This window comes from Oceanomicrobium pacificus (assembly GCF_009833495.1).
Classification (GTDB): Bacteria; Pseudomonadota; Alphaproteobacteria; order Rhodobacterales; family Rhodobacteraceae; genus Oceanomicrobium; species Oceanomicrobium pacificus.
This window is the reverse complement of record NZ_WUWG01000002.1, coordinates 65223-78102: the sequence shown is the minus strand read 5'-3', so window position 1 is coordinate 78102 and position 12880 is coordinate 65223. Positions and strand designations below refer to the sequence as shown.

At 65.1% G+C, this 12880-nt stretch carries 9 protein-coding genes; 2 read left to right on the top strand and 7 right to left on the bottom strand.

Annotation, left to right across the window (positions count from 1 at the left end):
- Nucleotides 1–9: 9 nt before the first annotated feature.
- Entirely contained in the window at nt 10–1725 is a 1716-nt protein-coding gene (locus GSH16_RS06395) for an SMP-30/gluconolactonase/LRE family protein (RefSeq protein ID WP_160853200.1), read from the bottom strand.
- A 73-nt stretch (nt 1726–1798) separates the two neighbouring features.
- On the opposite strand from GSH16_RS06395, the gene GSH16_RS06390 reads away from it, so the two are divergent.
- Entirely contained in the window at nt 1799–2950 is a 1152-nt protein-coding gene (locus GSH16_RS06390) for a mandelate racemase/muconate lactonizing enzyme family protein (RefSeq protein ID WP_160853198.1), read from the top strand.
- A 75-nt stretch (nt 2951–3025) separates the two neighbouring features.
- Complete coding sequence (locus GSH16_RS06385; RefSeq protein WP_160853196.1) at nt 3026–3565, top strand: GNAT family N-acetyltransferase; 540 nt, start codon at nt 3026–3028, stop codon at nt 3563–3565.
- A 63-nt stretch (nt 3566–3628) separates the two neighbouring features.
- On the opposite strand, the gene katG is transcribed toward GSH16_RS06385, so the two are convergent.
- The 6 genes from katG to GSH16_RS06355 form a co-directional block, all read right to left on the bottom strand.
- Nucleotides 3629–5806, bottom strand: coding sequence for a catalase/peroxidase HPI (katG, locus tag GSH16_RS06380; protein WP_160853194.1), 2178 nt, complete (start codon nt 5804–5806; stop codon nt 3629–3631).
- Between the two features lie 208 nt (nt 5807–6014).
- Nucleotides 6015–8189, bottom strand: a complete 2175-nt coding sequence (locus GSH16_RS06375) for a SulP family inorganic anion transporter (protein ID WP_160853192.1) — start codon at nt 8187–8189, stop codon at nt 6015–6017.
- Between the two features lie 222 nt (nt 8190–8411).
- On the bottom strand, nt 8412–8684 hold the full coding sequence (locus GSH16_RS06370; RefSeq protein WP_160853190.1) for a hypothetical protein: 273 nt from the start codon (nt 8682–8684) through the stop codon (nt 8412–8414).
- Nucleotides 8685–8768: 84 nt separating this feature from the next.
- Entirely contained in the window at nt 8769–10130 is a 1362-nt protein-coding gene (locus GSH16_RS06365; RefSeq protein WP_160853187.1) for a polysaccharide biosynthesis/export family protein, read from the bottom strand.
- Between the two features lie 26 nt (nt 10131–10156).
- Nucleotides 10157–10759: a YjbF family lipoprotein gene (locus GSH16_RS06360; protein WP_160853185.1), complete on the bottom strand. Its 603-nt coding sequence runs from the start codon at nt 10757–10759 to the stop codon at nt 10157–10159.
- Entirely contained in the window at nt 10756–12873 is a 2118-nt protein-coding gene (locus GSH16_RS06355) for a YjbH domain-containing protein (RefSeq protein ID WP_160853183.1), read from the bottom strand. Before GSH16_RS06355 ends, GSH16_RS06360 begins: the two co-directional genes overlap by 4 nt.
- Nucleotides 12874–12880 lie beyond the last annotated feature (7 nt).

Below are 12880 nucleotides of genomic sequence, written 5' to 3'. Positions count from 1 at the left end.
TGGTCCTCCTTATCCGGCGAACGGCCGGTCGGGCTGCCCTTTGAGCCCGGTCTCGATTGCAAAGACGCTGCCGGAGAGCGGCGCGTCGGAAAGTTGTTTCGCCGACAGGCGGATGCGTGCGGATGTCACGAAAAGCGTCTCGCCCTGCGGCCCGCCGAAAGTGCAGCTTGTCGGGCGCGGCACCGGCACGGAGATCGAGCGGTCGAGCGTGCCGTCAGCATGGTATCGCCGCACGGCCCAGCCGTCCCAGAGCGTGGTCCAGACCCCGCCTTCGGCATCGACGGTCATCCCGTCCGGGACCCCGTCGCCGGGATCGAATGTCACGAAAGCACGGCGGTTCGACAGGGTGCCGGCCTCGAGGTCGAAATCATGCGCCCAGATGGTCCGCGCGCCGCTGTCGGTGAAATAGAAGGTGCGGTTGTCCGGGCTCCAGCCGAGCCCGTTGGCGATGTGGATCTGGTCTTCCATCATGGTCGACGCGCCGTCGCCTTCGATCCGCCAGAGCCGCCCGCGACCGGGTTCGGTGTTGATCGCCAGCGATCCGACCCAGAGCCGCCCTTTCGCGTCGCATTTCCCGTCATTGAACCGGTTGCCGGGGCGGTCTTCCTCCGGCGTGGCGAGCACGGAAATGTCGCCCTTGTCATCCATCAGCTTGATGCCGGTCTCGGTCGCGCAGACGAACCCGCCCTTGGCACGGGGAATGGCCACACCGATCAGTTCGTTCATGGCACGGAAGCTGCGCTCGCCGGTCACAGGATCGCCCGACACCACGCCCGGCGCCAGAATATCGACCCAGTGGAGGCGGCCCGCGTCGGCGTCCCAGAACGGCCCCTCGCCCAGAAAATCCTCGCCCGGGATGACACAGCGCACATCGCCCCCAAGGTCGAGCGGGCGCGGATTGACCGCGATGGACATGGCCAGTTCGCCGATATTGCCCGAGATGCGCCGCGCGGCCTCGATCACCTCCCGCCCGTAGGAATGGAGCGTCTCGGCCGGCAGGCGGTAGGACGGTCCGACAATGCCGATCGCGCCGAGCGGGCGGGCGCGATGGTCGAGGATCGCGGCGGCGACACCGCTCACGTCATCATGCTGCTCTCCGATGGAGATCGCATAGCCGCGCGCCTTGATGATGTTGAGCTGCTGGTCGAGATCGCCGGCCTGCACGATCGTCTGGTCGGTGAAACTCTCCAGATCGACGCCGGTCAGCAGACGCTGGCGCTCGGCCGCGGTCAGATGCGCGGCCATGGCCTTGCCCAGCGCCGTCGCATGGATCGAGGACCGGGACCCGATCCCGTTGGCCAGCCGGATCTGCCGCGGCAGGTCGCGCTGGTCGATATAGAGCACCTTGTCACCGTCGAGGATGCCGAGCCGCACGGCCTCTCCGGTCAGTTCCGCCAGCCGGTCCAGTTCCGGCTCCGCCGCGCCGCGCAGGTCGAACTGGTCCCACACGCGGTGCGCCAGCTGGAACGGCTTCGAGCCGAGCACATAGGTCTGGTCACTTTCCTTCAGCACCAGATAGCGTTCGTCGATCAAAGTGTGCAGGATACGGTGCAGCGTGCCCTTGGGCAGGCCTGTGGCTTCCAGCAGGGCGGTGAACCGCATCGGGCTGTCGGACTGGGCAACAAGGTTGAGGATTCGCAAGCCGCGCAAGAGCGCCTGCATCCCCGGCTGGGCGCCGGCCTCTTCCGCGGGCTCCCGCGGTTCCATTGCTGCTTTCCGGGCCATCCATGCGCCTCCCTGTTGCACTGACGGTCCTCGTGACATAATTTGGAACTGAGTTCCAAGTCAAGGCGAAACGATGATCATAGAAAAAGTCGAGCGCTGGCTCGTGCGCGTGCCCTTCTCCGAAACGATCAACTGGGGATCGGGGGCGCGGATCGGCACCACGCGTCTGATCTGCCGCATCGAAACCGACAGCGGCGCGGTCGGCTGGGGGGAGACGCTCTGCCTGATCGACACGGTCCCCGCCGTCTTCGACAAGGTCGTCGCGCCGCTGGCAACCGGCCGCAGCGTGGCCGAGGCCGAAGCCTTCTCGCGCCACATGCTGGGCGCAGGCTATTACCACCACAAACGCGCAGCCGTCATGGCCATGGCCGCGCTCGAGATGGCCATGTGGGACGCGCTCGGCCAGATCGCGGGCCTGCCCTGCTACATGCTCTGGGGCGGCGGGTTCCGCTCGGACGTGCCCGCCGCAGCCTATACGTTCACGCGCGACCGCGATGCGCTGGCCGAGCATCTGGGCGCATTCCGGGACCGCGGCTTCGAGACGTTCAAGGTCAAGATCGGTTTCGATGCGGAGAGCGACATTGCACTCGCCCGCACCGCGCGCGACGCGATCGGAGGGCGCGACCTGCGGCTCGATGTGAACGGCGCATGGACCCCCGGCACAGCGCGGCGGCAGTTGCGCAAACTGGCCGAACTCGACCCCGCCTATGTCGAACAGCCACTGGAACTCGACGATATTGCAGGTCACGCAGCCCTGCGTCAGGTTCAGTCGGTGCCGATCGCGCTCGATGAAAGCGCCTATACGCTGCAGGATGTGTCCAACATCGTGCAGGCCGACGCGGCGGACGTGGTGCTGCTCGACCCGCATCAGGCGGGCGGGCTCTGGACCACGCTGAAGGCGGCGGGCATCTGCGAGGCGCGCGGCATTCCTGTCGGACTGCATTCCGGTGCGGAACTTGCCATCAGCCAGGCGGCCTATGTGCATCTGGGCCTGAGCGTGCCGAACCTGTCCATCGCGATCGACACGGAGCGCACCTATCTGACCGCCGATATCGCGCCCGACACGCCGGTGCTGGAGCGCGGCCGGTATCTCGCACCGACCGCCGCGGGCCTCGGGGTCACACCCGATCCGGCTGCGATCCGCGAATTTGAAGTGTCGGAGATCGCGGGCGCCTATCTCGACCCGGCGCGGCCCGGCTGGTTCCCGCTGAAGCCCGCCTACTGACCGGGTGCCGCGCGTTTGCACTGTGGCCTTTGGCGGATAAGGTCGGATGGTCCGCAATGACAGGAGGCGCCCGGCATGGATCATCTGATGAACAGCGACCTTCAGGTCGATGCGCTCGCGGCGCTCTTTCAGGACAGTTTCGCGGCCTCCGAAGGCGCGGATGAAGGCGCGCTGATCGCGGGACTGGTGCGGTCCATTTGCGAGACGACGCCGGCGGAGGATTTGAGATCCTGTGTCACAGACGACGGCGGCCGCTTGATTGCTGCCGCGCTCTTCACGCGGCTCCGGTACGATGCCGATCCGCGCAGGGTCTACCTGATGTCGCCTGTTGCCGTCACGCCGGAGCGGCAGAGGCAAGGGGTCGGCACGGCGATGTTGCGCCATGCGCTCGACGGCTTGCGGTCGGACGGGGTGGATATCGCCATCACTTACGGTGATCCGGCCTATTACGGGCGCGTCGGCTTCCGGCAGATCACCACGGATCAGGCCGCCCCGCCCTTCCCCTTGCAGCAGCCACATGGCTGGCTCGGGCAGGATCTGGCGGGTGATGGGTTCAAACCGGTTGCCGGCCCGTCCCAATGCGTGCCGGCCTTCAACAATCCCGCAATCTGGTAGCGAAGGCAGAACGCCCGCAGCACGGTGCCGCGGGCGTCCCGAATGATATGGTGGCACACCCCGTCAGGCGGCGAGGTCGAACCGGTCGGCCTCCATCACCTTGGTCCAAGCCGCCACGAAGTCGCGGACGAATTTTTCGCCATTATCGTCCTGCGCATAGACTTCCGCATAGGCCCGCAGGACCGAGTTGGAACCGAAGACCAGATCGGCGCCGGTCGCGGTCCATTTCACGGCACTGGTCGCCCGGTCACGCAACTCGTAGATCCCGTCCGTATCGGTGCGGTGCCAGCTGTAACCCATGTCCGTCAGGTTGACGAAAAAGTCGTTCGTCAGCTGTCCGACACGATCGGTGAAGACACCATGCGCGCTGCCGCCATGGTTGACGCCCAGCGCCCGCAACCCGCCGACAAGGACCGTCATCTCGGCAATCGTCAGCCCCAGGAGTTGCGCCCGGTCGAGGAGCAGTTCCTCGGCCTTCACCGGATAGATGTCCTTCATCCAGTTGCGGAACCCGTCTGCGAGCGGCTCCATCACGTCGAAGGAGCCTGCGTCGGTCTGGGCGTCGGTCGCGTCACCACGGCCGGGCGTGAAAGGCACGGAAACGTCCGCACCCGCTGCCGCAATCGCCTGTTCCAGACCGACGACACCCCCCAGCACGATCACATCCGCGACCGATGCTCCGGCATCCGCCGCAATCGGTTCCAGCACCGATAGGACGCGGGCCAGACGCTCCGGCTCGTTGCCTGCCCAGTCCTTTTGCGGCGCCAGCCGGATGCGCGCGCCGTTGGCTCCGCCGCGCATGTCCGACCCGCGATAGGTCCGCGCGCTGTCCCATGCGGTGGCGATCAGGTCTGCGCCCGACAGGCCGCTCTCGGCAATCCGCGCCTTGACCGCATCCACATCCCAACCGGTCGGGCCGGCGGGCACCGGATCCTGCCAGATCAGGTCTTCGTCGGGAACAAAGGGGCCGACATAGTTGGCTTTCGGTCCCATATCGCGGTGCGTCAGCTTGAACCAGGCCCGCGCGAAGGTCTTCGCCAGATGGTCCGGGTCCTTGTGGAACCGCTCGCAAATCTCGCGGTAGACCGGATCGACCTTCATCGCCATATCGGCATCGGTCATGATCGGATTGTGCTTGATGGACGGGTCCGTCGCATCGGGCACCTTGTCTTCTTCGGCAATGTCGATCGGCTCCCACTGCCAGGCGCCGGCGCGGGATTTGACCGGCTCCCACTCATACTTGAAGAGCAGGTTCAGATAGGCATTGTCCCACTTGGTCGGCGTGTTGGTCCAGGCGCCTTCGAGGCCGGACGTATGCGCCGTATTGGCATTGCCGTCATTGCCCGGATCGGCCCAGCCGAAGCCGGCGGCCTCCAGCCCTGCACCGGCCGGCTCTGGGCCGACCTGATCGGCCTTCACGCCGCCATGCGCCTTGCCGACCGTGTGGCCGCCAACGGTCAGGGCCGCCGTTTCCTCGTCATCCATGGCCATGCGCGCGAAGGTCGTGCGGACATATTTTGCCGTTTCCGCCGGATCGGGATTGCCGTTCACACCTTCGGGGTTCACGTAGATCAGCCCCATATGCGACGCGGCCAGCGGATTGGCCATCGTGTCGGCATCGGAAATATCATCTACGCGTTCGTTCGAGGGCGCGAGAATCTCGCTGTCGCTCCCCCAGTTGATGTCCTTTTCCGGCCCCCAGATATCCTTGCGTCCGAAACCGAAGCCGTAGACCTTCAGCCCCATATTGGCATAGGCCACCGTGCCGGCCAGCACGAGCAGGTCGGCCCAGGACAGCGCGTTGCCGTATTTCTTCTTCACCGGCCAGAGCAGGCGGCGGGCTTTCTCGAGGCTGGCATTGTCGGGCCAGGAGTTGAGCGGCTCGAACCGGATGTTGCCGGTGCCGGCACCACCGCGCCCGTCGCCGAGGCGATAGGACCCGGCAGCGTGCCAGGACAGGCGGATGAAAAGCCCGCCATAATGGCCCCAGTCGGCCGGCCACCAGACCTGGCTGTCGGTCAAGAGCTTGTCCACATCGTCCCAGACACCCTGAAAATCGAGCGCCTTGACCGCTTCACGATGGTCATAGTCGGGGTCCATCGGGCTGACCCGCGCATCATGCTGTTGCAGAATGTCGAGGTTGAGCGCCTTGGGCCACCAGCGCGTCGGGCTGGTATCCATTCCGGTATTGCCGCCATGCATGACCGGGCAGCCGCCCGAAGTCAGTGAATTGCCGTCCATGGGACTCTCCTGTTTTGCGTGGAATCTTCTCTCTGGCCGCAATGCTAGCGGTGGCGATTGATAAAATCTAATTGGATCATCTAAGGGCAACGATAGGAATTTCTTATCAACGATATCCAGCTGCGCGCCACAACTTCCTTCGCTACATCGCTGCGCAACGGCTGGTCGCTTTCATCATTCCGTGCTCTGTGAGAGGGGGGTGCCCGGCTCATAGTCCGGCGTCGCGCGCCAATTGCGTCATGCGGTAGAGCCGGTGTGACAGGAGTTGCGCGGCTTCGAGATGCACTTCGCGGGCCAGCGCCACTGCCTTCGGATCGGCATTCAGCGCCTCCAGATCGTAGCGCAGGAGAAGGCACGCACCCGACGCCACCAGATCGGCGGTGCGCGGCTGATCGGCATAGAAGGCCATCTCGCCCAACAGAGCGCCGGGCTCGAAGCGGGTAACGACATAGCGGGTGCCGGCGCGCCCTTCGACCTCGGCGCGCATGCCGCCCGACAGGAGCCGAAATGCCGCTTTCGACGGGTCGCCTGCACGGATGAGGGCCTCGCCATCCTCCAGCCTGTGCAACGCGGTATAGGCACCGATATCAAGATCGGGATGGCGGGCCATCAACCCATCCATGAGCGCGACGGGATCGATTGCCGCCCGCGCCGTGTTGTCGAGTAGACGGGACTCGTAGGCGACCAGCGCCTCGTCGAGTGTCGGATAGACTTGCAGCCCGTCGGCGGCACCGATTTCCGCGGCGAACCGCTTTTGCAGATCGTGGGACATGCCCGATAGCGCAACCGTCCGGCCCCGCTGTGCGGCCAGTGCCGCGATGCGGTCGAGGACGAAACCGGTGGAGGAATCAATCCCCGTGACGCGTGCGAAATCCACGATGAGCCCGCCACCGCGCGGCGCGACGTCCAGGTCGCTTCGGATCCGGTCCAGCAAACTGTTGGCCGTGCCGAAGAAGAGGTGCCCGGACAATTCGTAGATCGCGATGCGCTCGGCCTTGGAATCCAGACGCGCACGGTCCGCCACGCTGCGTTCGACCGAGGATGGGCGGGCAGCGGCCGTGGTCACAAGATGCACGACATCGGTGCGCGCATAGGAAAGGATGAACAGGATTGCCGCCGCAAAAAGGCCGGTGAAAAATGCCTCCAGAAAACCGATCGTGGCCGCCACGACGACGATCAGGGCGACAATGGCTCTGTCGCCACGGGGAAATTTCGTTCGTTTCACCCAGAGCCACTCATAGAGAAAATCGACACCGAGCATGATGATGAGCGCAGCCAGCAGACCGATCGGCAAGTTGCCGATGGCGCTCGCCCCGAACAAGAGCACGAAGGTGAAGGCGGCGGAGATTCCCAAGGCCGCGCCGATCCCCCGAATGCCCATCCGGCAACCCAGCATGGTTTCGCCGAGCAGGTGGAAGCTTGTCATGCCGCCCATGGCGCCGCCGACAATGTTGGCCACGCCACTGGCGCGCAGTTCGCGCTGCATGTCGAAATCGCGGCCGAGCGCCACTTCCAGCCCGCTGCAGTTCAAGAGGACGCCGATGAAGGTCATGGCGACAACGGCGAAGACAGTCGGCAGTTCGGATTTGATGATGGACCAGTCAGCGTCCGACAGAATGGACAGCGACAGGCCGTCGAGGAACCCGCCTTCTGCGAAGGGACCGACGAGCAGCCCCATGTCGCCCGCACGGTTCAGGTCGGTGCCGGTGAAGCCAAGCCACGCGTAGAAGGCGGCGGTGCCGCCGATGATGAGGCTGGGCAGGACAAGCGGGGATGCAAAGCGGCGGGTCGCCCAGACCAGAACCAGGGCAAAACCGAACCACGGGAGCCAGAGTTTGAGCAACTCCGGCGCGGCAAGATGACCGAGCGTGAAGGCCGAGACCGGCTCGCGCACCATCATGCCAAGGCCGCCGGTCGTCAGCAGGAAGCCGGTCGCGGCGAGAAACCCGCCGATGACCGGATAGGGAATGTAGCGCGCCAGAAAGCCGAGGTTCAGCATGCCCGCGACAAGGAGCGCGACACCGGACAGGAAGGCCGACCCCGCCGCCAGCACGGCCACGGTGGCAAAGGCGCTGTCCGGCGCCAGATCGGCGGCAAAACCGGCGACCGTCAGGGAAATCAGGAGTGCCGGTATATCCTGGATATGGAAAACGAGCGCACGGTAGGAACTGAGCAGCGCCGCCACGACCGGCATGGCGATGCCGCCCAGGAGCGCCAGCCCGATCCCACGGTCTGCATGGACGCTGAGCGGCCCGACATAAATGATCGAGGTCAGAGCTATGGCGAAGGAGACAGAGAGCACCGCGAGCACCGCGACACCCGTCAGACTGGCGAGGCGGGCGCCACGCCGGTCCGCCATCGATTGGCTCGTTTCTGTCGCCATGCACACAGCCCCCCGCACCTGCGGTTCATCCGGCAAGGTGGCCGGTCGAACGGGCGAAAGGTTAACGGCTCGGCGCAGCCGCGACTATAGCGGGAGTCACTTTCAGGTCGGTTTGCGTTGCGGTGACTGCGCAGCGTAAGACCTGTTCAGGGCAGGCGTTCGCCGACCGTATCTGCCGACCCTTCAAGCCGCAAATGGCGCAACTCGACCGGGGCGCGTCTGTCAGTTTGTGCCGCCACTCGAGTCATTGGCCATAAGAAGGGCAAAGAGCGCCGCACCACCGACAACGGCGATTATCGGGCCGACATCGCCTGCCGTATTGATGCCGCAACGGACTTCAAGCGTGTTGGCGTCCGTATAGACCGCGCCGGCCACCGGCCGCTCGCCACACACACCGGACTCGACTGCAAGCGTCATCGGTTCCTGGATAGTTTCAGCGAAAGAAATCGACCCTGCAAGGGAAGCAACCGAAGTCAACAAAAGAATTTTTTTCATCTTTTACCTCCGAATTACGGGGTAATTATCACTGATTTACATAAAAAACTCAAGCCGACACGGCCTCGCCACCGGCGGGCCACCTCACTGCACGGCGGCAATCACGGGCTGGGTAAAGACGCTGGGTGTCAGCTGCGAGACGACGCGCGACCAGCGGGTGATCGGCTGCTCGGCCACGAAGAGCACATCGTTGGGGCGAAGCTCGAACCGTGTCGCGAGCAGGAAGGAAGTCGCGTCGCGCCCGTTCAACTGCCACGCGGTAACGGCAGCATTGTCACGGGGATTGCTCGACCCGCGCAGCACATAGACCTGCGAGGGGTTGCCGAACTCGGTCAGGAACCCGCCCTCCTGAAAAAGCGCATCGGCGAGCGAGACCGTCTGGTTGAACGGCATGACCATCCGGCGCTGCCGCGTCACTTCGCCGGTCAGGTAGACATAGTCCCTGTCGACCGCATCAAGCTGGATCTGGGTCAGGAAATTGTCGCGCGCCTCGTTCAGTTGCGCCCGGCGCAGATCAACCTCGGTCTCAAGCTCGCTCAACGCCGCCAGACGGTCATCGCGGCGTGCATCGGACAGCTGGATCTGTTCGCGGAAATAGGTCTCCGCCCGGTCGAGCCGGTAGTCAGTATCCACGAAAAGACTGTCGCCGGCGGCCAGCGGAATGCGCTGCAGGCTGCGGCGCGAATAAAGCTCCATCAGCGGGATCTGGTAGAGCTGGCCGTCGCGGTAGAGCCGGATCGAGGCGAAATCGATATCCTGCACCCGCACCCCGCCAGCGGCCGACAGGGCTTCGTTCAGAAGCAGCGGCGACAGGCCGATCGTCTGGACGCCGGGCGTGCCGACGGCCCCGCCGACCGACACGCGGCGCGAATTGAACTGTGCCACCTCCAGGCTGAAGGCCGGGTCGATCTGGGCCTCGACCAATGCGTTGAAGATCGTCGCCTCGGCCTCGTCGATCGTCTGGCCGACGATGCGCACGCGGCCGACATCGGGAATGCTGATGCTGCCATCATCCTGCACCCTGTATTCCTGCCGCCGGTTCTGGGACGCAAGAAGGCCTGACAGTTCCTCCACCGAATTGCCCGGGGCGCGGGTGGCGAGGACCAGAATATCGTCAACGCCCACGCGGTAGGGCTCGGTCGGTGGGGTCGGTGGCACCCGCAATTCCATCACCGGCTGGCCGTTCTGCGGGCCGTTCGACGGCGTCGGAAGGGAACCGTCGGGCGCGCGGCGGCTGCCGGTGGCGGTTGTCTGGGCAAAGATCGCGGGCAGCGTATCGGGGCGGTAGGCCGACTGGTTTGCAACGCGCACCGTGTCGGGCGTGATCGGAACCACGCGAACGAAATTCCCGTTCACGCTGTCTTCCCGCACATCGGGGCTGATATAGGCGACGCCGCACGCGCCGAGGCAGAGTGCCATGGAAAGAATTGCGATCCGGATGATCATGTTCTGTACCTTTTCACTGCCTCTGTTCAGCCCGCATCTTGCTGTATCAGGATGATAGTTCCTATTCCGTCACCAAGCCATTGCCGGCTTCCAAGTATTCGTCCATCGCTATCCAGAAAATACAGGTTCTCGAACGCGTGGCTGCTGCTGCCGCAATCCTCGACCATCTGGCGGGCCATCACCATGCCGGACCCGAAAGGGATCTGCCGCGGCCCGCGATCGGTCAGGTCGCAATGGTAGCTGCGCAGCGCGATCCGGTCTTCTCCGTCAAGGTAGCGCATGACCCGCGTGTAGCTTGCCGGCGCATCCGCTAGCCGTACGCCCGACGTGTCGGCTGCAAAAAGGTCGGGGGCCAGACCGGCCGTGTTCACAACCATGCCGTCGCGCAGGCTGACAGAAACACCGTCGGGCGCGGCCCATGTCACGACGCCGTTGATCCGGCCGACCGGCCGGAACCTGTTGGCGGTGCCACGGTCGACCAGTTGCACGATCAGGCCCTGCCCCTTGGCGGCCGCAATTTGCGATGTGTCGACCGTGACGGTCTGCGTCTGGCCCGGCCAATCGAGGTCGGTGACCGTGCAGGCCCCGAAGAGCAGCGGCAGAAGGAAGAGAAAGCTCCGCACGCTCATCTCCAGTATCTCGGCCAGCTGTTGCGCAGGTCCGGCTCGCGATAGCCCTGCACCACATCGTTCAGGCGGTTGCGGACCCGAAGGCGCGCGCCGCCGTCGCGGGACACGGGACGGATCAGCGCCGCGAACGTGTCGCGCGACGGCTCACCCGACAGCCGGGAGAACGGCGCTTCGATGAAAATGCCCTTGTCGAAGGAGCCTTCGCCGAAATCGTCAAACGGCACATCGGTCAGCGTCGCGAAAGCGCCGACGCGCCAGCCGCTGGTGAAGCGGCGGCTCACCGACAGCGTGCCGCCCCAGTCCCCGGCAAGGTAACGTCCGAGGTCGAGCTGCATTTCATAGCCGCCGCCCATGTCGAAATAGCCCGACGCATGCCCGGTCCAGACGCCGTAATCCTGCAGCCCGAAACCGCCGTCGAAATCGCGCTGGCGCACATAGTTGACCTCCACCCCATAGGCGAAGGGCCCCTGCACGGGACGCCAGAGCAATTCCCCCGACACGCCGGCAAACATCCGCTCCAGATATCCAACCGTCACGCGGCCGAACAGGTCGCGCCCCGGGCGCTGGAACAGCTCACCCGTCAGGTGGCTCAGATAGGAACTGCCCTGCCGGTCATATTCAGCCACGTTGGAGCGCACCGGTGGCAGGACCGTATCAAGCTCGCGCGTGGACTCGTCGCGATTGCCGACGAGTTTCTGCCGGTATTTGCCCGACAGGATGAATTGCGGCACCGGCGCGAAAGCGACATCAAAGTCAAGGCCCGCATCCGCCCGCAGCGGCGCATCCGGATCGAAGAGCGCCGCGGAAATGTAGGGCGTGATGCGGAACGACTGCTGCGGGCCGGCGATGGACGGCGCGAAGCCGAAAGATGGCACATCAGCGCCATCCGCAACCCCGGCCCGGACGTAAGACTGCCATGCCCGGTCGGGTTCAAAGGCCAGCGTTTCGAGATCAGACCGCTCGACCGTCACGGCAACGAGCGGCATGCCGAGCGAGACAGGCACCAGTTCGAACCTGTCCACCTGCGGCGGCAGGCTGCGTGACAGGAGACGCGCGGCGCGCCCGATGGCCTGCGGTTCCGCATCGTAGCGGCGGTTCTCGAAGAGGACGCGCGCATGGCGGCCCTCGATCGTGATCCGCTGGAGCGTCAGGCCCGACCGCTCGAATGCATCGGCGAGCCGGTCCTGCCGCGCGTCGCTCCATGGTCCTTCGGGGACATCTGCCCGCGCCATGATCGGCGGCGGTGACGGATCGCGGCCGCCCGGGCGCGGCGGGTTGCGGGGATCGGTGGCAAAGCTTGCCGAGAGCGCCACCTTGGAGCCGTAGAGGCTGTAAAGCCCGAGATCGATCCCCGGTGTCGGCCGATAGAGCAGGCCGAAATTGAACGGGCTGCGGCGGTCGAACCCGGCGCGCGCCACCTCGTTCTCATAGGCGTCGGAGGAATATTCGCCGACAAGGGCCCATTGGTCATTGATCGTCCAGCGCGCGCCGCCGAACAGCGCCGCAGGACCACGGAACCAGTCGCTGCTCGTCGGCCGGCCGCCAAGGTCGCCCTCCTGAAAGCCGGGCCGCGTGTCAAAGCTCGATCCGAAGATGCTGAGCGGGTTCTGGAAACTGCCATAGCTGCCGAGCCGCCCCCAGCCGATCCCGGCCGAAAGGGTCAACCGGTCCTCGAATGTCTTGCTGGCGACGACATATTCGCCGGCATATTGCCCGGTGCCGAGCAGGTCGTTGATGCCGATGGTAAAGGCCGGCCGGACCTCGCCCTCGTCGATGAACCGAAAGGCGAAGCCGAGGCTGCGGTCATAGTTGGTGCCGCTGCCGCTGGCCTGCATGTCGAGCGCGGAATAGCGGAAGCTCGCGGTCAGCCGCGGCGCGGCCTGAAAGCTGAGCGACACGCGGTAAAAATCGTCCCGCACCACGCCCATCGTCGAAATTCGTGCATCGGGAATGGTTTCTGCCGACGGCATATCCACCATGCCCGGCATGCCGTAGAGCGAATAGGCCGGACCGGACTGGGCAAAGGCACCAGTGGCTGAAACAGCGGCCAAGAGAAAGGCAAAATATGTCCGAACTGCCGAGCCGCGCCAGTAATTGCGCACCGGACCGTTCATCTCTCTG

Bases quoted from the DNA above. Each gene is read 5' to 3' on its own strand.
- GSH16_RS06355 (WP_160853183.1), bottom strand. From the start codon at position 12,873: ATGAACGGTCCGGTGCGCAATTACTGGCGCGGCTCGGCAGTTCGGACA.
- katG (WP_160853194.1), bottom strand. From the start codon at position 5,806: ATGGACGGCAATTCACTGACTTCGGGCGGCTGCCCGGTCATGCATGGC.
- GSH16_RS06365 (WP_160853187.1), bottom strand. From the start codon at position 10,130: ATGATCATCCGGATCGCAATTCTTTCCATGGCACTCTGCCTCGGCGCG.
- GSH16_RS06395 (WP_160853200.1), bottom strand. From the start codon at position 1,725: ATGGCCCGGAAAGCAGCAATGGAACCGCGGGAGCCCGCGGAAGAGGCC.
- GSH16_RS06370 (WP_160853190.1), bottom strand. From the start codon at position 8,684: ATGAAAAAAATTCTTTTGTTGACTTCGGTTGCTTCCCTTGCAGGGTCG.
- GSH16_RS06390 (WP_160853198.1), top strand. From the start codon at position 1,799: ATGATCATAGAAAAAGTCGAGCGCTGGCTCGTGCGCGTGCCCTTCTCC.
- GSH16_RS06385 (WP_160853196.1), top strand. From the start codon at position 3,026: ATGGATCATCTGATGAACAGCGACCTTCAGGTCGATGCGCTCGCGGCG.
- GSH16_RS06375 (WP_160853192.1), bottom strand. From the start codon at position 8,189: ATGGCGACAGAAACGAGCCAATCGATGGCGGACCGGCGTGGCGCCCGC.
- GSH16_RS06360 (WP_160853185.1), bottom strand. From the start codon at position 10,759: ATGAGCGTGCGGAGCTTTCTCTTCCTTCTGCCGCTGCTCTTCGGGGCC.